This is a genomic window from Alteromonas sp. RKMC-009 (assembly GCF_003584565.2).
Lineage (GTDB): Bacteria > Pseudomonadota > Gammaproteobacteria > Enterobacterales > Alteromonadaceae > Alteromonas.
Genome location: NZ_CP031010.1, coordinates 3,100,714 through 3,122,202 on the forward strand (window position 1 = coordinate 3,100,714; position 21,489 = coordinate 3,122,202).

The 21,489-nt window shown below is 47.4% G+C and carries 23 protein-coding genes and 1 other annotated feature; of the genes, 13 read left to right on the top strand and 10 right to left on the bottom strand.

Annotated features, from left to right (window positions below; translation table 11 throughout):
* Positions 1-30 precede the first annotated feature (30 nt).
* A complete protein-coding gene (locus DS731_RS13760; protein WP_119501874.1) occupies positions 31-354 on the bottom strand; it encodes a hypothetical protein in 324 nt (107 codons plus the stop codon).
* Between the two features lie 234 nt (positions 355-588).
* Positions 589-705: a sequence feature (His leader region), on the top strand.
* A 46-nt stretch (positions 706-751) separates the two neighbouring features.
* Between DS731_RS13760 and hisG the strand changes: the two genes are divergently transcribed.
* Genes hisG through hisIE form a run of 8 tightly spaced genes read left to right on the top strand, consistent with a single transcriptional unit; the run spans position 752 to position 7,852 of the window.
* Entirely contained in the window at positions 752-1,654 is a 903-nt protein-coding gene (gene hisG / locus DS731_RS13765) for an ATP phosphoribosyltransferase (RefSeq protein ID WP_119501875.1), read from the top strand.
* Positions 1,655-1,660: 6 nt separating this feature from the next.
* The gene (gene hisD / locus DS731_RS13770; protein ID WP_119501876.1) at positions 1,661-2,968 is read left to right on the top strand and encodes a histidinol dehydrogenase; all 1,308 of its coding nucleotides are present in this window, start codon (positions 1,661-1,663) and stop codon (positions 2,966-2,968) included.
* The gene (gene hisC / locus DS731_RS13775) at positions 2,965-4,047 is read left to right on the top strand and encodes a histidinol-phosphate transaminase (RefSeq protein ID WP_119501877.1); all 1,083 of its coding nucleotides are present in this window, start codon (positions 2,965-2,967) and stop codon (positions 4,045-4,047) included. The genes hisD and hisC overlap by 4 nt, the downstream gene beginning before the upstream one ends.
* A complete protein-coding gene (gene hisB, locus DS731_RS13780) occupies positions 4,044-5,114 on the top strand; it encodes a bifunctional histidinol-phosphatase/imidazoleglycerol-phosphate dehydratase HisB (protein WP_119501878.1) in 1,071 nt (356 codons plus the stop codon). The genes hisC and hisB overlap by 4 nt, the downstream gene beginning before the upstream one ends.
* Positions 5,114-5,716 carry an imidazole glycerol phosphate synthase subunit HisH gene (gene hisH / locus DS731_RS13785; protein ID WP_119501879.1) on the top strand — a complete coding sequence of 201 codons (603 nt, stop codon included), beginning with the start codon at positions 5,114-5,116 and terminating at the stop codon, positions 5,714-5,716. Before hisB ends, hisH begins: the two co-directional genes overlap by 1 nt.
* Complete coding sequence (gene hisA / locus DS731_RS13790; protein ID WP_119501880.1) at positions 5,716-6,453, top strand: 1-(5-phosphoribosyl)-5-[(5-phosphoribosylamino)methylideneamino]imidazole-4-carboxamide isomerase; 738 nt, start codon at positions 5,716-5,718, stop codon at positions 6,451-6,453. Before hisH ends, hisA begins: the two co-directional genes overlap by 1 nt.
* Positions 6,435-7,220, top strand: coding sequence for an imidazole glycerol phosphate synthase subunit HisF (gene hisF, locus DS731_RS13795; protein WP_119501881.1), 786 nt, complete (start codon positions 6,435-6,437; stop codon positions 7,218-7,220). Before hisA ends, hisF begins: the two co-directional genes overlap by 19 nt.
* A gap of 11 nt (positions 7,221-7,231) precedes the next feature.
* The gene (hisIE, locus tag DS731_RS13800) at positions 7,232-7,852 is read left to right on the top strand and encodes a bifunctional phosphoribosyl-AMP cyclohydrolase/phosphoribosyl-ATP diphosphatase HisIE (protein WP_119501882.1); all 621 of its coding nucleotides are present in this window, start codon (positions 7,232-7,234) and stop codon (positions 7,850-7,852) included.
* On the opposite strand, the gene DS731_RS13805 is transcribed toward hisIE, so the two are convergent.
* Positions 7,818-8,564, bottom strand: coding sequence for a substrate-binding periplasmic protein (locus tag DS731_RS13805; RefSeq protein ID WP_119501883.1), 747 nt, complete (start codon positions 8,562-8,564; stop codon positions 7,818-7,820). The two genes, hisIE and DS731_RS13805, sit on opposite strands and share 35 nt — an antisense overlap.
* Before the next feature lie 180 nt (positions 8,565-8,744).
* Here DS731_RS13805 and lepB point away from each other — a divergent pair, with 180 nt between their 5' ends.
* The 3 genes from lepB (at position 8,745) to DS731_RS13820 (ending at position 10,592) form a co-directional block, all read left to right on the top strand.
* The gene (lepB, locus tag DS731_RS13810; RefSeq protein WP_119501884.1) at positions 8,745-9,392 is read left to right on the top strand and encodes a signal peptidase I; all 648 of its coding nucleotides are present in this window, start codon (positions 8,745-8,747) and stop codon (positions 9,390-9,392) included.
* Between the two features lie 153 nt (positions 9,393-9,545).
* Positions 9,546-9,995 (top strand): Hsp20 family protein, encoded by a 450-nt coding sequence (locus DS731_RS13815; protein WP_119501885.1) that lies wholly within the window; start codon positions 9,546-9,548, stop codon positions 9,993-9,995.
* Between the two features lie 141 nt (positions 9,996-10,136).
* A complete protein-coding gene (locus DS731_RS13820; RefSeq protein WP_119501886.1) occupies positions 10,137-10,592 on the top strand; it encodes an Hsp20 family protein in 456 nt (151 codons plus the stop codon).
* A 60-nt stretch (positions 10,593-10,652) separates the two neighbouring features.
* Here DS731_RS13820 and DS731_RS13825 read toward each other — a convergent pair whose 3' ends face one another.
* Positions 10,653-11,549, bottom strand: a complete 897-nt coding sequence (locus tag DS731_RS13825) for a LysR family transcriptional regulator (RefSeq protein WP_119501887.1) — start codon at positions 11,547-11,549, stop codon at positions 10,653-10,655.
* A 113-nt stretch (positions 11,550-11,662) separates the two neighbouring features.
* Here DS731_RS13825 and DS731_RS13830 point away from each other — a divergent pair, with 113 nt between their 5' ends.
* Positions 11,663-12,514, top strand: a complete 852-nt coding sequence (locus DS731_RS13830; protein WP_119501888.1) for an SDR family oxidoreductase — start codon at positions 11,663-11,665, stop codon at positions 12,512-12,514.
* A 4-nt stretch (positions 12,515-12,518) separates the two neighbouring features.
* On the opposite strand, the gene DS731_RS13835 is transcribed toward DS731_RS13830, so the two are convergent.
* From DS731_RS13835 to DS731_RS13860, 6 genes are all read right to left on the bottom strand, one after another.
* A complete protein-coding gene (locus tag DS731_RS13835) occupies positions 12,519-13,652 on the bottom strand; it encodes an alanine racemase (protein WP_119501889.1) in 1,134 nt (377 codons plus the stop codon).
* Between the two features lie 3 nt (positions 13,653-13,655).
* Positions 13,656-14,051, bottom strand: a complete 396-nt coding sequence (locus DS731_RS13840; protein ID WP_119501890.1) for an MAPEG family protein — start codon at positions 14,049-14,051, stop codon at positions 13,656-13,658.
* 131 nt (positions 14,052-14,182) lie between these two features.
* Positions 14,183-14,827 carry an adenylate kinase gene (adk, locus tag DS731_RS13845; RefSeq protein ID WP_119501891.1) on the bottom strand — a complete coding sequence of 215 codons (645 nt, stop codon included), beginning with the start codon at positions 14,825-14,827 and terminating at the stop codon, positions 14,183-14,185.
* Positions 14,828-15,137: 310 nt separating this feature from the next.
* Complete coding sequence (htpG, locus tag DS731_RS13850; RefSeq protein WP_119501892.1) at positions 15,138-17,060, bottom strand: molecular chaperone HtpG; 1,923 nt, start codon at positions 17,058-17,060, stop codon at positions 15,138-15,140.
* 160 nt (positions 17,061-17,220) lie between these two features.
* On the bottom strand, positions 17,221-17,820 hold the full coding sequence (gene recR / locus DS731_RS13855) for a recombination mediator RecR (RefSeq protein ID WP_119501893.1): 600 nt from the start codon (positions 17,818-17,820) through the stop codon (positions 17,221-17,223).
* A 398-nt stretch (positions 17,821-18,218) separates the two neighbouring features.
* Positions 18,219-19,661 carry a hypothetical protein gene (locus DS731_RS13860; protein ID WP_150154291.1) on the bottom strand — a complete coding sequence of 481 codons (1,443 nt, stop codon included), beginning with the start codon at positions 19,659-19,661 and terminating at the stop codon, positions 18,219-18,221.
* 871 nt (positions 19,662-20,532) lie between these two features.
* Between DS731_RS13860 and DS731_RS13865 the strand changes: the two genes are divergently transcribed.
* Positions 20,533-20,898, top strand: coding sequence for a DUF4870 family protein (locus DS731_RS13865; RefSeq protein ID WP_119503425.1), 366 nt, complete (start codon positions 20,533-20,535; stop codon positions 20,896-20,898).
* A 257-nt stretch (positions 20,899-21,155) separates the two neighbouring features.
* Here the strand turns inward: DS731_RS13865 and DS731_RS13870 are convergent, their stop codons facing one another.
* Complete coding sequence (locus tag DS731_RS13870; protein WP_119501895.1) at positions 21,156-21,482, bottom strand: YbaB/EbfC family nucleoid-associated protein; 327 nt, start codon at positions 21,480-21,482, stop codon at positions 21,156-21,158.
* Positions 21,483-21,489: the final 7 nt, after the last annotated feature.

Consider the following 21,489-nt stretch of genomic DNA (forward strand, 5'->3'; position numbering starts at 1 on the left):
ATATTTACCGGAACACCAGACAAAATTGGATCAGATATAGATATCTAAATGCTTTATTTTACTGTCCTTATTGTCTGAAGAGGGCTCCTGACTGTTGTCTGCCTTGTGTCCGGAACTGCCCCCCTGATTTTCTTTAGCATTTTCAGCATGTTGCTCCGCTTTATCATCCTGATGATGCCCGCTGTCACGTTGTTGCTTTTCAGCCACACGACGCTCCTCGTCATGCTCATAACGCTCATCTTCACCCAGGCCTTTGGTTTCCGCTTCCTTACTGACTTTCTTTACGCGGTCATCCGGTTTAACCGGCACCTTGCCCTCTCTCGGCAGAATAGGAAAAATAAGGTCGTTGCTCACCCTCGCCTCCACGTAAATAAAAACACGCCATTATTCGCATTTTTGATGACATTTATTTCATTGTCGCAGGTTTTTACCCGTTTCGAACAGTAAGATATAACTTATGACCAAACATTTAGTATAATAATTCCCTTATTATGGCTTTTTGGGGTTGATTTAGATCACTCAATTAGCTACTGTTTGCCGCGTCAAAAAGATTGGAAACGAATTTTACATGTTTAATTGCGCTGCTAACCATCACCACCATCATAAAGCATAACCTTTCAGGTTCGTGCTGGAAGGTCTATAGTTCCTTCCAGTGGCGCAGATAAAAAATTCTCGACCCCCGGAAGGAAACTTCCGGGGGTTTTTCGTTTAAGCAGCTTCAAATCAGGTTCACACAAAGAGGAATGTTCACATGGGTGACAGCAAACGTCTGCGTATTGCAGTTCAGAAATCAGGCCGTCTCAGCGATGACAGCATCGCGCTGCTAAAAGCGATTGGTATTAAATTATACATCCGTGACCGCCTTCTCATCGCCCATTCCACTAATGAGCCTATCGATTTACTGCGCGTACGTGACGACGATATTCCGGGTCTGGTCATGGACGGCATTGTCGACCTGGGTTTTATCGGCGAAAACGAATTAGAAGAGAAAATGCTGGAACGTCAGGCGGCCGGTAAAGCGTCTGATTTTGAAGTACTGCGTCGTCTGGATTACGGTGGTTGCCGTTTGTCTATCGCGGTACCGCAGGAGATGAAATACGAAGGTATTCAGTCACTGGAAGGTAAAAAAGTAGCAACGACCTACCCTTACCTGCTTGAGCGTTATTTCAAAGAAAATAATATCAATGCCCGCGCGGTTATGCTGACCGGCTCAGTAGAAGTTGCTCCCCGCGCCGGTGTGGCCGATGCGATTTGTGACCTGGTTTCAACCGGTGCCACACTGGAAGCCAACGGTCTTGTGGAAGAAGACGTTATTTTCCGTTCAAAAGCGGTACTGATCCAACGTGCTGACGGTGCGCTTTCAGAACAGAAACAGGCGCTGGTGAATCGTCTTGTGCCCCGTATCGATGGCGTCATTCAGGCCAAAGAAAGTAAATACATTATGCTGCACGCGCCGAAAGCCTATCTGGAGCAGGTAAAAAGTTTGCTGCCCGGTGCTGAGAACCCTACCGTACTGCCTCTTGCCGGTTCTGATGATGCGGTAGCGGTACACGTGGTCAGCCCTGAAGACTTATTCTGGGAAACCATGGAGAAACTGAAATCCTTAGGTTGTCGTTCTATTCTGGTTATGCCAATTGAAAAAATGATGGGTTAATCTGCCATGATCAACTGGTCCTCACTTACACCTGCCGGGCAGACAGAAGCCCTCGCCCGGCCGGTTATGAAAAACTCAGACAGTCTGCGGGTGACCGTTGCAGACATACTCGCGGCAATTCGCCAACAGGGCGATGCCGCGGTACTGGAATACACCCGGAAGTTCGACTGTGCTTCACTGAACAGCCTGCCCCTTTCTGTTGCAAAACGAGACGAATTGGCTGCACGGGTTTCTACTGACGTTAAAGACGCCCTGCTGGTTGCGTTTAACAACGTAAAACAATTCCACGAAGCTCAGAAACCTCAGGATATTACCCTGACGACTACGCCGGGCGTAGTATGCGAACAGCGTTTTACCGCGCTGGATGCTGTCGGCCTTTATATACCCGGCGGCAGTGCGCCGTTACCGTCTACCGTGATGATGCTGGGCGTACCGGCGCTGGTTGCCGGATGCGAACGCAAAGTGCTTTGCACACCGCCTAAACAGGCCGGTGAAATCGCCCCTGAAATCGCTCTTGCGGCTTCACTGTGTGGCATTGAAGAAATTTACCTGTGTGGCGGAGCCCAGGCCATAGCTGCCATGGCGTTCGGTACAGAAAGTATTGCCAAGGTCGATAAGATTTTTGGCCCGGGCAACAGTTTTGTGACTGAAGCCAAACAACAGGTCAGTCAGCGTGCCGACGGTGCCGCTATCGATATGCCGGCAGGCCCTTCAGAAGTGCTGGTGCTGGCTGACGGCAACGCCAATGCCGCATTTGTGGCTTCGGATTTACTATCACAGGCTGAGCACGGTCCGGATTCCCAGGCTATTCTGGTTTCAGACAGTGAAGCGCTGATTGAAGCCACTAAAGCGCAGGTAGAAGCTCAGCTGGCAAAATTGTCGCGCAACAGCATTGCTTCTCAGGCCATGGAAAATGCCCGCTATATCCTCACCGGTAACATTAGCGAGGCAGTATTGGTAAGCAACGCCTACGCGCCGGAGCACTTAATTGTGCAGACCGACAACGCCCGTGAACTACTAACCGACATCAAATATGCCGGTTCCATTTTTGTTGGCCAATGGTCACCGGAATCTGCGGGCGATTACGCCTCGGGCACCAACCATGTGCTGCCAACATATGGCTATGCGCGCAACTATTCCAGTTTAGGTCTGCTTGATTTTATGCGTCGTTTTACTGTGCAGGAATTGTCTGCCAACGGCATGCGTAATCTGGGTCCGGCCATTATGAAGCTGGCCAGCGCAGAAGGACTTGATGCCCACGAACAGGCTGTTGCCCTGCGTATGGCTGAGCTTGAAAAGGGGAATGACCAATGAGCAGTCTGGTCGACCATCTGATTAATGACAACCTGATCCCGCTGAAACCTTATGAATCAGCGCGCCGCCTTTACGCCGGTGGTCAGGACTGGCTGAATGCCAACGAATCGCCGTTTGCTAACCACTACGACGTGGACAGCAGCCACTTCAACCGTTATCCGTCCTGTCAGCCTGACGGCGTGATTAACGGTTATTCGGCTTACGCCCGTGTCGCGAAAAGCCAGCTGATGGTGACCCGCGGTGCCGACGAAGGCATTGAACTGCTTATCCGCACGTTCTGTACGCCGGGTAAAGACAGCATTCTGATTTGTCCGCCCACCTACGGCATGTACGCGATAAGCGCAGAAACCTGCGATATTGGCGTGAAAAAGGCGCCATTAAAAGCCGACTTCAGCCTCGATGTGGAAGCTATTTGCAGCAACGACGACGTTAACGTGGTGTTCATCTGTGCGCCAAATAATCCTACCGGCACACAGGTGGCTAAACAGGATCTGGACACCGTGCTGCGCCACTTCACTGACAAAGCGTTAGTAGTGGTTGACGAAGCCTACATTGAGTTTGACGCAGAGAACACCTGGGCGAACAAGCTGGCAGATTACCCGAATCTGGTGATCCTGCGTACCCTTTCCAAAGCTTTTGCGCTGGCTGGTTTACGCTGTGGATTTACCATTGCTAATGACGATGTGATTGCTGCGCTGATGAAAGTGATTGCGCCTTATCCTATTCCGGATCCGGTGGCGCAGATCGCTGCCGAGGCGCTTAGCGAAGAAAACATCGGTCGCCTGCATGCGCAAGTCGATATTCTTAACGCAGAGAAAGCCCGCCTCACAGAAGCACTGAATGCGTTTGAAGCATTCGAAATGGTGGGCGACACCAAAGCCAACTACGTGCTGTTCCGTTATGCGCGCTGCAAAGAACTTATGGCATATTTGGTTGAGCGCGGCATGCTTATTCGCGACCAGTCCAAACAGCTGAATCTGGAAAACTGCCTGCGCGTAACCATCGGCAGTCCGGAGCAGGACGACCGCCTGCTACAGCTGATTAATGATTATTTTTCCCAGACAGGAGCTTCCAAGTGAGTCAGCAAGCTATTTTATTTATCGATCGAGACGGTACGCTGGTTGAAGAGCCGCCGGTAGATAAGCAATTAGACAGCCTGGAAAAGCTGGTATTTGAGCCAAACGTTATTCCTGTTTTACTAAAATTGAAAGCTGCCGGTTTCTCACTGGTCATGGTGTCGAATCAGGACGGTTTAGGCACTGACAGCTTCCCGCAGGAAGATTTCGACAAGCCGCACAATGCGATGATGGCGATTTTCGAATCTCAGGGTGTCACGTTTGATGATGTGCTGATTTGTCCGCACTTCGACCACGAAAATTGTGCTTGCCGCAAGCCTAACCTCGGGCTGGTTAAAGACTACCTGCAACAGGGCCGCATCGACTTTACCCGTTCTTATGTGATTGGCGATCGCATCACTGATGTGCAGCTGGCCGAAAACATGGGCATCAAATCATTCCAGTACAATCCGGAAACCAACAACTGGAAAGATATCGAAAAAGCCTTACTGGCATCATCGCGCATTGCGGAAGTGGTGCGTAAGACGTCTGAAACCGATATCCGCGTGCGGGTGGATTTGGACTCTACGGCCAAATCACAAATTCACACCGGAATGGGTTTCTTCGACCACATGCTGGATCAGATTGCTACCCATGGCGGTTTTGAAATGCAGGTGTCGGTTGACGGCGATCTGCACATCGACGATCACCACAGCGTGGAAGACACGGCACTGGCCCTGGGCGACGCGCTGAAAAAGGCGTTGGGCGATAAGCGCGGCATTGGTCGCTTTGGTTTCGCACTGCCTATGGATGAATGTCGTGCCGAGTGCATCATGGACATTTCTAACCGCCCTTACCTGAAAATGGATGCAGAGTTCAGCCGCGATCAGGTTGGCGAAATGGCCACTGAAATGGTACCTCACTTCTTTTATTCACTGGCGCAAAGCATGGGCCTGTCCCTGCACCTTTCCACCAGCGAAGGAAACGCGCATCACCAGGTAGAGAGCCTGTTCAAAGTGTTTGGTCGTGCATTACGCCAGGCGATTACCCGTCAGGGCGATGCCTTGCCGAGCAGTAAAGGAGCTCTGTAATGGCGCAGAAGATTGTTATTGTTAACACCGGTTGTGCGAATATTTCGTCGGTGAAATTTGCCCTTGAGCGCCTGGGCGTGACGGTGGATGTATCTGATGATTTCGACATCATCAAAGCCGCCGACAAAGTGTTCCTGCCCGGCGTGGGCAGTGCTTATGCCGCCATGCGCAGCATTAACGGCAAGAACCTCACCGACACCATTCGTTCACTGGAACAACCCGTGCTCGGCGTGTGTTTAGGTATGCAGCTAATGGTCGAAACTTCGGATGAAACCAGCAACGGTCAGATTGACTGTTTAGGCCTGATGCCGGGTCATGTTGCCCGCTTGCAAGCGGGTGAGTTACGCCTGCCTCATATGGGTTGGAACACGGTAACGCCGCTTGAGAGCAACACGCTGTTCAAGGGCATTTCGGCTGACACCTATTTCTATTTTGTGCACAGCTTTGCCGTGCCGGTATACGACAAAACCCTGGCCACCTGTGAATACGGCCAAACGTTCTCTGCCGCCTTGCACAGCAATAACTTCTTCGGCGTGCAGTTCCACCCCGAGCGAAGCGGTGAAGCCGGCGCACAACTTCTGACTAATTTTGTGGAAATGTAATGATTATTCCAGCAATTGATTTAATCGACGGCGCCGTGGTGCGCCTGTTCCAGGGTGACTACAACCAGAAAACCCAGTACCAGAAACATCCGGTAGACGTGGTACATGACTACGCCGATCAGGGTGCTGAGTGGCTGCACATTGTCGACCTCACCGGTGCCAAAGACACCAGCAAACGACAGCTTACGCTTATCCGCAAAATGGTCGATACCCAACGCATGAAGTTTCAGGCTGGCGGCGGTATTCGCAGCGAAGAAGACGTGGCCCAACTGTTAGATTCTGGTGTAAGCCGCGTAGTAATCGGTTCTCTGGCAGTAAAGCAGCCAGAACTGGTGAAAGGCTGGATGCAGAAGTACGGTGCAGAAAAAATTGTGCTGGCACTGGATGTAAACATCAACGACGCCGGTGAGCGAATGATTGCTACCCACGGCTGGCAGGAAGACTCCGGCGTGGCACTGGAAGGTCTGCTGAAAGATTTTCAGGAAGTCGGCGTAAAACACGTGCTGTGTACTGACATCAGCCGTGACGGCACCCTGCAAGGCAGCAATGTAGATTTATACACCGACGTATGTGCCCAATTCCCGCAAGTGAGCTGGCAAGCATCGGGCGGCATTGGCGGCTTGGATGACATCCGTGCTCTTCGTCCTACCAATGTAGGCGGCGTGATTTTAGGCCGCGCCCTGCTGGAAGGTAAATTTACCGTTGAGGAGGCTATCGCATGCTGGCAAAACGGATAATTCCCTGTCTCGACGTACGCGACGGTAAGGTTGTTAAAGGCGTTCAGTTCCGCAACCATGAAATCATTGGCGACATTGTGCCACTGGCAGAACAGTACGCTAAAGCCGGTGCCGACGAACTGGTGTTTTATGATATTACCGCGTCGTCTGATCAACGTGTTGTCGATAAAAGCTGGGTAAGCCGTATTGCCCAGGTCATCGATATTCCATTCTGCGTAGCCGGTGGCATTAAATCGGTGGAAGACGCCGGACGTATTTTAGAAATGGGCGCGGACAAGATTTCCATTAATTCCCCAGCTCTTTCTAACCCAGATCTCATCAACGAGCTGCACGACATTTATGGTCAGCAGTGCGTGGTCATTGGTATCGACAGCTTCTACAACGAAGCGAATGGTCGTTACGATGTGTACAAGTTTACCGGTGACGAAAGCCGCACTCAGCAAACTCAGTGGCACACCATCGACTGGATTAAAGAAGTGCAGTCACGCGGTGCGGGTGAAATCGTACTGAACTGTATGAATCAGGACGGCGTGCGTAAGGGCTACGACATCGAACAGCTGAAAGCCGTGCGTGACGTGTGTAACGTACCACTTATCGCTTCAGGCGGTGCCGGTGCTATTGAGCACTTTACCGACGTATTTAAGCAGGCAGACGTAGATGGCGCGCTGGCAGCGTCGGTGTTTCACAAGGGCATCATTGATATGCACGAACTGAAAGATACCCTGGCGTCTCAGGCTATTCCCATGTGTATCCGTCACGGCCGTTAAGGAACAATTTAATGATTATTACTAAAGACAATCTGACGCAATTAGCGTGGGATAAAATGGATAACCTGCTTCCGGCTATCGTGCAGGATGCCGTAACCGGCAAAGTGCTGATGCAGGGTTACATGAACCCGGAAGCGCTGGAAGCGACTCTTGATTCGAAAAAAGTCACCTTTTTCAGCCGCTCTAAACAGCGTTTGTGGATGAAGGGCGAAGAGTCTGGCAACGTTCTGAACCTTGTTGAAGTGGGTAGCGATTGCGATAACGACAGTTTACTGATCCTAGCCCGCCCGAAAGGCCCAACCTGCCACACAGGAACGGAAAGCTGCTGGTTCGATAATCAGGCGCCGGCTTATACGTTCCTGGGTGATTTGGAACGGGTTCTGGCAGAGCGTAAGTATGCGGACCCTGAGTCCAGTTACACCGCTTCACTGTACAGCAAAGGCATTAAACGCATCGCTCAAAAAGTGGGTGAAGAAGGCGTGGAAACTGCACTTGCTGCAACGGTGCAGGATAAAGAAGAGCTGAAGAACGAAGCGGCCGACTTGCTTTATCACCTGACAGTGCTGCTGCAGGCCAGCGACATGTCAATGAAAGATGTCATTGCGGTGCTACGCGCCCGTCACCAGAAGTAATCCCCATGCCCAGCTGTTGTGCCGCTTCTTTCAGTTGCGACACAACAGCGTGATCCGTGTCTTTACTGGCAGCCAGATAGCCGGTCACGGCAAGCTCGGGAATATCCATTATTGGATTGAGCTGCTCCCCGTCCACGTTTAATTTCTTCGCCGTTGCAGGAATCAGGGCAGGATCTTCGATGATAAAATCGACCATCCCCCTCAACAGATACTCCCACGAGCACTGAATATCTGCACATACCAGCATGTTCTGACCTTCCCTGAACCCCTGTTGCTGTAACCAGTGGTAGCTGATGTCGTCCCGTTGCACAGCAAATGTATAGTTAGTGAGATATCCCTGCTTTAGTTCCCCGTTTGCAACAGGCTGGCTTTTGAGGCCAACAACGGCAAGATGAAAAGCCGATACTTCAGCCAGCCAGTGAAACTGTTTTTCACGCTCCGGTGTCCGTGCAATGGAATAGATAAGTGTGCCGGCCTGACGTTCTGCCATGATGATACTTCTGGCCCAGGGATATAACGCAAACTCTCCTTTTACCCCGGCGGCTTCAAGGATAGCCTGTACTTTGTGCGTGGTCTCGCCGTCTACCCTGCCATATTTATTGAGGTAGTGATAAGGAGGCGATGACTCTGTCACTACCTGCAGAACTGTACTTTGAGCAGGCAGAGGGTGGCTGATAATCAAAAACAAGAGTAATACAAAAGAGATACGCATCCCTGAACCGTACCAATAGTGATTATAAAACGTACGATATCATGCTTTATCATCAATAAAAATGACACCCGACCGATTCCTCCCGTTTTCATACCTTGTTACATCTGTGGATGAACTATTTCGCCGGACAACAGCTCTGACATTAAGACCTGCAATTTCTTCAACGATCAGAGGACGACTATGAAAGACAAGCCAACCGGACTGAAGCGAATTTGGAAAGACAATCAATCCTTTTTTATATTTATCGGCCTGATGTTGTTTGTGCGTGCCGGTGTGGCAGACTGGTATTACATCCCTTCCGGTTCAATGGAACCTACCATTCAGGTTGGCGATCGCATATTTGTGAATAAGCTGGCTTATGAAATCAAAATGCCGTTCACTGACATCAGTCTGGCTGAAACAGGCTCCCCTGCCCGCGGAGATATAATTGTGTTCGACAGCAAGGCGGCAGATAACCGACTGATTAAACGTGTTGTGGGCTTACCCGGTGACAGAATTGCCATGCGCAATAACATCTTGTATCTGAACAATCAGCCCTTATTGTATTCCGGCGATGATGAAAATCAGCAGGAGCTATTGGGTAAAGTGCTTCATCAGATCCATCTGGATAAGAATGGCTCACCGTTATCATCATTTAATACGGTGACTGTTCCGGAAAATCACGTGCTGGTGCTGGGTGACAACCGTAATAACTCGGCCGATTCCAGAGTGCATGGCTTTATTCCTATGGATGAAATCATCGGTAAGGCGTCGCATATCGCTTATTCGCTGGATAATGACAACGCTTATATGCCAAGGCTTGCACGTACATTTCAGGCACTGGAATAAAAAAATTTAAATTTTTTTGCTTTGAGGTGTTGAAAAGACTTTTTCAGCACCTACATAGTAATTGTCGGCGCTTGATAGCAAGGTCGACAGAACCGCCGCCGCAATGTCGGGGCAAACATTTTAAACATATTGCTTTATAAAAAGGATATGACTATGCGTACTATCGATCTATCTCCACTTTACCGTTCTTTCATTGGCTCTGACCGTTTGGCATCACTTGTAGATGCAGCTTCACGTTCTGAGAGCCAGACTGCTTATCCCCCTTATAATATTGAATTGCTTGGCGACGATAAATATCGTGTGTCCATGGCGATTGCCGGATTTACAACTGAAGAAGTTAACATTGTCTCCGAAGACAACACGTTAACGGTAACGGGCAAAAAAGCCCCTGCTGAAAATGACGAAGCCGGCAAAAAACAATACCTGCACAAAGGAATTTCAGAGCGCAGCTTTGAGCGTAAATTCCAGCTTGGTGATCATGTAAAAGTGACCGGCGCAGATATGCAGCACGGCCTGTTACATATTGACCTTGAGCGTGTTGTGCCTGAGGCGAAGAAACCCCGTCGTATTGAAATCGGCAGTACACCGGCCAGCCACGGGTAAGCCACTCTGGTCTGCATACACAGACCTCATGTAACTAACGATTTTATTTTTTCGTGCCTGCAGGTGCAGGCACGGAATAACCTGAGTCGCCGGATACGGGGCTCTGACAATTACATATTGCTTAATTGGAAGGATATGACTATGAGAACTATTGATTTATCACCACTTTACCGTTCATTTATCGGCTCAGACCGTCTGGCGTCATTCATTGACAATGCTACCCGGTTTGAAAACCAGAGCGCTTTTCCTCCGTATAACATTGAATTGCTGGAAGAAAACAAATATCGCATCGCAATGGCAGTAGCCGGATTTGCAGAAAGCGAAATCAGTATTGAAGTACAGGAAAATACGCTGACCGTAACAGGCAGCAAATCTGCTGATGACAAAGAGTCATCGCGTAAATTCCTTCACAAAGGTATTTCCGAGCGCAATTTTGAACGCAAATTCCAGCTTGGTGATCATGTAAACGTATTAAGCGCAAATCTCGAAAATGGTTTGCTGAGTGTCGATCTGGAAAGAGTTATCCCTGAAGCTAAAAAGCCTAAACAGATCGCTATCGGCTCTGCGGCCCTTGAGCATAAAAGCACCGGTGAATAATCCGGAAGGGTTTTACTGCAATTAAACATAAAAACGGCACCTGCTCCCGGTGCCGTTTTTTTATTTGAATATATTGGCAGACACAAGGTAGTCAATCAGCACACGTGTGCGCTGCGGTAAGTTTTTCCGCGACGGATACACCAGTGAAAAAGCTGTGCGTTCCCCATGCCACCCCGGCAATATCTGAACCAGCTCTCCCCGCTCTGTTTCTTCTTTTACCGTAGATGGCAACAGTAAGGCCACCCCCGTTCCCATAGCCGCCATCTTGTGGATCAAATGGGGCGAGTTGCTTCTGTAATATCTTGAAGGTGTTATGGTTCTGCTGCTGTCTTTACTTTGCAACCGCACATTATTGTGCCAGTGAGGTAAATCCAGCAACACCCAGGGCAATGCTTCCAACGCGTCGAGGCTCTCCGGTTCACCAAGTCGGTCCAGCATTGCAGGCTGTGCAAATATCGCAAATGTTTCCTCATGCAATACCCTGGCAATCAGCGAGGCATCGCGGGGTAATCCAATCCTGATTGCCAGATCAATTTTCTCTGAGATTAAATCAACCCGCTCGTCATCCAGTACAAAATCAATCTGAACCTCAGGAAACTGCCGGATAAACCCATCCAGTGCGGGCAGTACAAACTTATGGGCAATATCATGATTCATGGTTATAGCGACACGTCCTGCAGGAACAGGGGTATTCGTAATGCTGTCTATATCTTCAAGTACTTCCTGCAGAATAGTTGCACGGCTGAAAACACGCTGACCTTCCTCTGTCAGCATTAATTTTCTGGTTGAACGTTGAAGCAGCCTGCTGCCTAAAGCGCCCTCCAAATCAGCAACCTGCTCACTGACTCTCGAACGGCTGGTATGCAACACTCTGGCTGCAGCAGCAAAACTCCCCTGCTCTGCCACCACACAAAATATTGCCAGGTGCCTCAGATAGGCAAAATCTATTGTACTCATTTTCCGAACACTACATTCACTTTTGTCCTACTTATCATAGCAACCACATAGCACCATAATCTAGTCATCCGTCCAATACGGCACGGCAAAATAGTTTTAACAGGAGAACAATCATGATTGGAATTACCGGTGCAACAGGTCAGTTAGGTCAACTGACAATTAAACACCTGCTAACGAAAGAATCCGCAGACTCTTTGATCACGCTGGTCAGAGACCCCGGCAAGTCGCAAGCTATGTTTGCTGATATTGCCTCACGGCACTTCGACTACAGTGAACCTGACACGCTGACGGATGCACTGACCGGTATCACGACACTGTTTCTCATTTCAGGCAGCGAAATCGGACAGCGTATTGAACAACATGCCAATGTAATCGATGCGGCTAAACGCGCCGGTGTGAAAACCCTGGTGTATTCAAGCTTGTTACGGGCAGACACTTCATCTCTGATGCTGGCAGAAGAGCACAAAGCCACAGAGCAACGTATTCAGGCGTCCGGCATGGATTACGTGATTTTACGGAACGGCTGGTACACAGAGAATTACACGCAGGGTCTTCAGGCTGTTCTTGACGCCGGCGTGCTGGCTGGCGCAGCCGGTTACGGTCGCATTGATTCAGCGACCCGCAATGATTACGCAGAGGCAGCAGCGAATGTGCTGACAGATGTATCTGCGCACAAAGGAAACGTGTATGAGCTGGCCGGTGATGCATCGTTTACTCTGCAGGGATATGCAGACGCTGTCAGCGCTGTAACCGGTAAGCCCGTTCATTTTGAATCCATGAATTATGAGGGTTACAAACAATTCTTGCAGGATGTTGCCGGTCTGCCGGAAGGTTTTGCTCATGTGCTGGCAGATTCAGAGCATCATGCAAAAGATGGCGGCCTTTCCGGCTCAAGCGATGAATTACACCGTCTGCTGGGAAGAGCGACGCCTTCTCTTATTGAAGTAATAAAGCAGTCACTATAACGTGTCACCAGCCGTCAGCACTATGCCAGATAGCGCTGACGGTGCGGTTGTCACGGGTAACGTGGTAGCGCCGGTACTGACCCGCGGTCGCGCAGGCATGGTTTGGCAGGATCCGGAGTTGACGGCCGAATCCGAAACCTTGATCCGGTACCGGTAAACCATCTTTATGCTCAATGATACCGTGTTCCTGGTTTGTCTGACTGACATACCAGCCATCCAGTATATTGCCCCCGGCATCAGCGACCAGACCATATCCGTGGGAGTCAGAGCCTTTATCTCTCGACAGTCCCATCCAGCCTGCGTCCACCAGTACCTGATTCTTCTTCATCTGATGACCAATGACTGTCGTCAACACACTCATTGCAATGTCAGATACTGAACAAACCCCCAGACCGGCCATCACCAGATCAAACGTTGCGTACACACCGGCGCGGATCTCGGTAACGCCTCCGGGCTTATAATCAGATAACGCGGTTGGCGTGGATCCCACAGAAATGATATCAGCAGGTAATCCCGCTGCTTTGAGTCTGTTCGCCGCCAGTACCGTACGATTGCATTCCTGTTCTGCCATGGCATATTGCGTTTCGGGCGTCTTACACCCGTAAGATGCACCTGCATGGGCCATCACGCCGGAAAAACGGATATGCGCAGTGTTGTGCAACTGCTCAGCCATAGAGATCAATTGCATGCTCTCAGGCCCGGCACCGGCACGGTGATCATCAACATCCAGTTCTATCATTACCCGCAGCGGCACAATGAAAGTTCGACGGGCTTTTACCAGCGCATCCACTGCCGCTTCATTATCAACGACAACAATCAGATCAACACCACGTTCCAGAAGCTCATTAACAGCAGAGAATTTATTCGGCGTTATACCCACCGCATACAGAATATCTTTGTAACCGGCCTGCGCAAAGTAACGGGCTTCTTCCAGTGTGGAAACAGTGACAGGCCCGGGCCGCGGTGCATAAATTTCCGCAGCTTCACGGCTCTTCAGTGTTTTAACATGAGGCCGCAGTGTCACGCCGTCCCGGCGACATTTCTCCTGCATGCGTTCGCTGTTCGCCCGCAACTTATTCTCGTCAATGAGGCAGACCGGGGTCACCAGAGCAGAAAAATCAGATAATAACTCAGACATAAACTAAATCAGGTAGTGGATCATAAACAGGTTCGAGCAGGCAAGAAACAGCATAGACAAAAACGTCAGGAGCATCCCTGATAAACGTTGCCAGCTTGTTCCTTCACTGTGACGCAAGCCGTAAGCATGGAGAATGCGGCCAAATAATATAGCGCAGCCACCCGCGTGCAATACCCAGTGCTGGGGATGTAAGCTCTCCAGGCACGCCAGCAGAATAAGAGTGATTGGCACATATTCGCTGAAATTGCCGTGTACACGAATGGCACGGGTAAGTTCATCATTGCCTCCGTCACCCACACCGATCCGGGCGCTGCGGCGAACATTAATAACGGCGAATGACAGGTAGATATAACACAAGGCTAACAGACTTGCGTAAAACGCAGTAATCGGGAAACTCATAATCGTCAGGTTTAATAATGGGTTATTGGTGTCTATTCTGGCAATTAAGCGGCACGCTGGCAAAGCCTTTTACCCGCTTTGACAGTGAAGGATAAAAAAAGGCCGCTTGATGCGGCCTTTAGTAAGAATTTTTAACCGAGAAGCTCAGCCAGCTCATTGCTGACCTGCTCTACCGGTTTGGTACCATCCAGCTTGTGGTACTGGCAGTTTCCGGCTTCAGCTTCTGCAGAGTAGTAGTTGACCAGAGGCTTAGTTTGCTCGTGGTACACGCCTAAACGCTTACGTACTGTCTCTTCTTTGTCGTCATCACGGATGATCAGTTCTTCACCGGTTTCATCATCTTTACCTTCCACTTTTGGTGGATTGTAAACAACGTGATAAACACGACCTGAGGCAGGGTGTACACGACGGCCGCCCATACGCTCAACGATAACATCATCAGGTACGTCAAACTCAATGCAATGATCTACAGATACGCCTGCTTCTTTCATTGCATCAGCCTGAGGAATGGTACGGGGAAAACCGTCAAGCAGGAAGCCTTGCTTGCAGTCGTCCTGGGCAATACGCTCTTTAACCAGACCAATAATGATGTCATCAGACACCAGTTTACCTTCGTCCATTACACGCTTGGCCGCAAGACCAAGTTCAGTGCCGGCCTTGATGGCCGAACGCAACATGTCACCAGTAGAGATTTGAGGAATACCGTATTTCCCCATCAGAAATTGTGCCTGAGTTCCCTTACCGGCGCCCGGTGCGCCCAGAAGAATGATTCGCATTTTGCGCTCTCCGCTTTATTTTCTCAACTGTTGGGCACTTTACACACTAAGCATCAGCGAAACAAGCCCATAGCAAGTACAGAGTCAGATTATACGACCTATGTCGCATGGTTTATGAACAATAGTCGTAAGGGCATTCGAAGGCGTGAAGACATACATTTCTTTAACAGCCTGTCATTAAAGGTTAAGCAGCAGGAACAGTGTATTGATTTGTAAAGAAATATCTCACCTAAATAAATTTAAGTGATAGTTAAAATAAAAACGGGCCATAAAGACCCGTTTTCATATGTTTACAGTCGGTGAACCGGCTTTATTTTGCCATACTCATTAACAGACTGTTTAAATTGCGTACAAAGCTGGACGGGTCTTTCAGACTGCCCTGCTCAGACAATGCTGCCTGATCGTACAATACGCCCACCCACTGATTAAACAGAGCTTCATCCTGTACATCAGCCAGCTTTTTCACTAACTGATGCTCAGGGTTCAGTTCGAAGTGGTATTTCACATCCGGTACTGTCTGACCGGCAGCCTGCATCAGCTTCATCATCTGCGTGGTCATGCCGTTTTCATCAGCCGTGATCACCGCAGGAGATTCTGTCAGACGGTGAGTAAATTTCACGTCGACAACTTTGTCACCTAATGCAGTTTTCGCACGCTCAAGCACACCTTCCACTTCTTTTTCTGCTTCTTCCTGCGCCTTTTTGGTTTCCTCGTCGTCAAGGTCACCTAAATCCAAATCACCTTTAGCAATAGACTGGAAAGACTTCTCATTGTACTCAGTCAGGTGAGACATTAACCATTCGTCAATGCGCTCGCCCATCAGCAACACTTCGATGCCTTTCTTGCGGAAAAACTCCAGGTGCGGGCTGGTTTTCGCAGCTTGCAGACTGTCAGCGGTGACAAAGTAAATTTTGTCCTGACCTTCCTTCATGCGACCAATGTAATCATCCAGAGACACAGTTTGCGCATCGGAATCACCATGTGTTGACGAGAAGCGAAGCAGACCGGCAATTTTATCTTTGTTGCTGAAGTCTTCGGCAGGACCTTCTTTCAGCACGTTACCAAATTCACCCCAGAATGAGTGATACTTTTCGCTGTCGTTCTTCGCCATTTTCTCCAGCATCTGCAATACGCGCTTAGTACAACCCTGACGCAACGTCTGGGTGACTTTGTTGTCCTGCAGAATTTCACGGGATACGTTCAGCGGCAGGTCGTTGGAATCAAGCAGACCTTTTACGAAACGCAGGTACGTTGGCATAAACTGTTCAGCGTCATCCATAATGAATACACGCTGGACATAAAGCTTCAGACCATGATTCTGATCACGGTTCCACATATCAAACGGCGCTTTAGAAGGAATGTAAAGTAAGCTGGTGTACTCACTCTTACCTTCTACTTTGTTGTGCGCCCATGCCAATGGATCAGCAAAGTCATGAGAAATGTGCTTATAGAATTCTTTATATTCTTCTTCAGAGATATCTGACTTATCCCGTGTCCACAATGCCGTCGCTTTGTTTACACTCTCCCATTCGCCGGGAACAGCCGGTGTTTTTTCACCGTCAGGACCTTCACTTTCAGGGATCTCATCTTTCCACATTTGCACCGGAATGCTGATGTGGTCGGAATATTTGCTGATGATTGAGCGCAGACGCCAGTTATCAACAAACTCTTTTTCTTCTTCACGGATGTGCAGAACAATTTCAGTGCCGCGGGCAGGTTTGCTAATTTCTGCTACAGTGAATTCACCTTCACCGTCAGAAATCCACTCAACGCCCTGACTGGCGTCGGTGCCGGCAGCACGGGTTCTTACTGTCACTTTATCAGCCACAATGAACGCTGAGTAAAAGCCCACACCAAACTGACCTATCAGTTGTGAGTCTTTTGCCGCATCACCGGAAAGCTTACTGAAGAAATCTTTGGTACCGGACTTTGCAATGGTACCCAGATTCGCAATAACTTCTTCTTTCGTCATACCAATGCCGTTATCAGCAATGGTAATGGTACCTGCATCAGCATCGGTACTGATCTTCACGTTCAGTTCGCCGTCGCCTTCGTACAGACTGTTATTTTCCAGTGCACGGAAGCGTAACTTATCGGCGGCATCTGCTGCGTTCGATACCAGTTCACGAAGGAAGATTTCTTTGTTGGAATACAAAGAATGAATCATCAGTTGCAGAAGCTGTTTTACTTCAGTCTGAAAACCATGTTTTTCTTGTTGGGCTGCTTCAGCCATAAACCAGAGTCTCCTAGCTATTTGAATCAATTTCAGTCTAGGAAGTAGGGTCGGGCCAGAATAATTTCAACCTGAAAAGTGGGGTTTTTATCAGATTTGATAAAATTGAGTGAAATGATGCTCTGCCAACGGTAATGACAGAGCAGAAAAATGCTGAAGCTTAAAGCGTGCGGCGACCGGAGAACGCGTGGGTCAGCGTGCTGCCGTCGATATATTCTAATTCGCCACCTACCGGCACACCATGCGCTATCCGGCTTGCCGTGATATCAAGCCCGTTACACATTTGCGCAATATAATGTGCCGTGGCTTCGCCCTCTACCGTAGGGTTAGTTGCCAGAATGACTTCAGATACCGGAGAGGCTTTAAGTCGCGTTTCCAGTTCGGTCAGCCCGATATCAGCCGGCCCGATGCCGTCGATGGGCGACAAATGTCCCATCAAGACAAAGTATGTGCCGGTAAATGTCATAGTTTGCTCGATGGCCAGCACATCCTGCGGACTTTCGACAATGCACAATACACCCGCTTCCTGACGTTTCGGCGAACGGCAGATTTCGCACACATCATCTTCGGTAAACGTGCGGCATTGCTGGCAATGCTGAATGTGCTCCATGGCATTATGCAGCACGGTGCCCAACTTCATGGCACCATCCCTGTTTCGTTCGAGCAGGTGAAACGCCATACGCTGGGCACTTTTATTGCCCACACCGGGCAAACAGGTGAGCGCTTCGATAAGCTCACCCAGAAGCGGACTGAATTTCATTGTTCAAAAATGATTATTGTATCTAGCTAACGTAATGACGTTCATATTAACGCGAATTTTAAGATGCCTCCATGACAAATTTTCTCAGCCGATAACTAAAAGGGATTTGTGACATAAAACACCTTAAAAATCATGAATCTTCGAGCAATATAAGTGGGTGAACAGTGCTATTTTTTATTCATAGCAAACTCAAAATTAAACTATCCGCCTATCAGATAGTAGGAAATTTTGTATAAATCAAGTGATGATTAGCGGTCAAGTTAATAATCTTTTACCTAAACCAAACTGAAAAACATCACTATACAAACTCCATTCCCCATTCACGTTCAAGTCAGGCTTGATGAACCAAATCTATTTTTTCACTTATCCTAATATATTATTCGTCGAATTTTATCTTTCTATCCCAGCGGACTTGTAATCGGACTTACCGTGTTATTTATATTTCTACAGCCACTCCAAGACTCAAAAAGATTATCCTTTTCAAGCCAAATAGTATCTGAAAAGCCTTTTAATGGAGAGCTTAATGCAATCCGAAACATTGGATAATTTGCTTCGATTACTCTACCGCAGAAAGTATCGTCGCCCACGCTAAGGCCTTTCCGCCACTTATTTAAACTAGAAAGAGCGATTCTACGTTTCTCGTTTTCTTCATTTCTGATACGTAGTTCAGCTTGCGCCACTAAGTCGCGTGCTTTCGGTACTAATTTGGCCTCATCGATATCCTTGTATCGTGAAATAAAATTATTGGCATCCCGAATAGTCACAATTTTACCGAACGCAATCTTTTCTTCTTTTTTGACAAGTGAGCGCCAACTGAGCCAGGCTTTTTCAACTAGGTCAGCTTCATCCAACCCTTCGTACTTCCGAATAAAATCCATCATCGAATTAGAGTTTTTTGCTAATGAATAAGATTTTTTTTGTTCCTGCACATAGATTTCTTTAGCCTGAGCTAATTTCCGGCTGTAATCAGCCAACAAGTTCTTTTCTGATTCGGAATAAAAGTAATCCATATTTGATTTAATTTCAGCTTCTACGATTTCGATATTTCCAAATGAAGGAATCTGAAAAGTAAATTTATCTACATTAATTAATTCGAAATGATGATATGTACTTATGATTGTAGACTTCTCATTTTTCAGTGTATTCCAGTCTTTATATAGTCTTTCGTTTTGTTGGCTTAAATTTTTATGTATCACACTAGCCTGAGATATGTAATCAATATAGTTGTCTAAAGATCCATGCTTTGCCTGAATTGCCACAACAGCTTGCTCGTAAAATAAATCATGATCGAATTCTACCCAATTATTACTCCACACTGATCCATGCCTAACCAAGTTTACTGATCCACCCAATATAGCCAGCGGAGTACCAACCAGAACTGCTGCCGGCCCTGCAATGACAGCAGTAGCGCCACCCAATGCAACATCAATGGCAGTAATTCCAGGCTTTTTGCCATCGGCTACCCTTTTTTCATAAGTATCACCATAATCGCTGTCGGTGCCATTAACCTTTAGAAATGGTGAATCGACCTCTTCATACTGCTCACACTCATTTTTTGAAAGACTACATTCAAAACGTGAAGACTTAAATGCTGGAAACAATGTTTTGCCATTAAAGCGCCAGCTTTCAGTATCGAACATACCATCTTGCTCAATTCTATCAGCCCTGAAGTTTGGGGCCAGGATAAAAGTATCTTGCTGCTTCAACAAAGTTCCGTCTAGCGAAATTAAATTCAACTTAGCTTGTAATTCTGCTGAAGCTTCTTCATTTATGGGAGGAGTTGCGCTGCAACCAGCAAGTACAGATAGCGCAAGAGCATTTACTAACAGTTGACGTTTCAAATTTAACATTCTCCATGTTTAAAACTTTTTCGTTAATATTGATGATACTGACTGTTTAGCGAGAGGAATTTGTAATTATCAAAAACGCGAAGCATTTATTTTAATAAATTCAAGAGATATAGAAAAATATCTTTAGAAAATTCTCAGACAAGACAAAAGGAGGCTTATATAAAAAATTTTTAGTTATTTATCAATTAATATCTAGTTACACACTCTCTTCGAGTAAAATCGATTAGTAAGTTAACATTACAACCAATATTAATCAATAACTTATATGGCATTATCTCATCTCAAGCTATCGCCATCTAACACTGGACAAAAAACACACTGACTCAAAGAAATTAATTTATGAAAAGGAAAAAAAGATGGGGGATAAACCAATAATATTTGTATCAGAAGCATCAACAATTGACAACAATTGATTCTTAATAATTGGCATGACCCATTGCTAAGAGAAAGTTAGTCACAGCCCTACTTAGCCTATTGAATTGGGAATCACGAAAACACAGATGCTACTTTCGATGCGAATCGGCTTTTACAGTAGGTTTTTTCGGTATTAACCTACTGAATGCATCTGGCTCAGGAAATAGAAGATATTAGCAATAATTAATGTATAAGCCGTTTCTGTTCAGCAGTAGTATTGTTTGAGCATTTATGTCATGCTCAGAATGCCTATACTGCTGGAGCAAACATTCAACCTAGTAATAGTTTGACAGCAACAGTGAGTAAAAGAGTCGAGAAGGGAAAACTATGACTTATTAGATCGACCACCTCATTTTTCCATTCAAAGCCGGACTATCAGATATGCACCTGCATAATGATATATTTAAATGTTATGAATTTCAGTGAGTTGACTTTAAAGGAGATTAAAATGTCAGAAATTCAAGAAGCAACCGTAGCACCACAATCTTTATCCGCAAAAGACGATGCTGCAAAAATAAATGCTCTTGTAGCTTACGGCCTTATGGTCGTAGGAATGTTTACAGGTATCTTTTGGATTGTAGGTGCGATGTGGGCAATTGTAAAAAAGGCTGAAGCTCAAGGCTCATTATTTGAGGATCATTATTCCAATATAATAAAAACTTTCTGGTGGGGACTTGGCCTTTCAATATTGGGTTTTATATTAGCATTTGTAGTAATAGGCTATTTCATATTGTTAGCTGTTTGGATTTGGTCGATTTATAGAATCATAAAAGGTTTAGCGAAGATCACTTCTAACAAAGCATACACCTCGTAACAGGACCAGTTAGCAAATGTGGATAGCTGCTGTTCCTCTGCTGGCAGCAAAAAACCACTTTTTCACTCACAGCCACAAAGTAAGCCTGTGTGCCACTACAGAAATAGTGATTTCAGCAACGTAAAAAAAGAAAATATTAACCTTTTCACATAAAAAAGCTCGGACAAATGCCGAGCTTTAATCGTTAATTTAAGTGTCCCCTATTTGGCCCCTAACTTTTAGCAAAGCTGGAGGCCAGTAAATATGGGGCTTTCAGCCTAAAACGGCATTTTGAAGCCGGGAGGTAATGGCATACCACCGGTTACGTCGCCCATTTTCTCTTTACTGGTTTCCTGTACACGACGCACAGCGTCGTTGCAGGCTGCAGCCACCAGATCTTCTATCATGTCTTTGTCGTCGTCCATCAGTGACTCATCAATGTCGACGCGGCGCACATTGTGATTACACGTCATGGTAACTTTCACCATGCCGGCACCGGCTTCACCGGTCACTTCAATTTTCGCCAGGTCTTCCTGTGCTTTTTGCATGCGCTCCTGCATCTGTTGCGCCTGCTTCATGATATTTCCCATTCCACCTTTAAACATGGTCGAC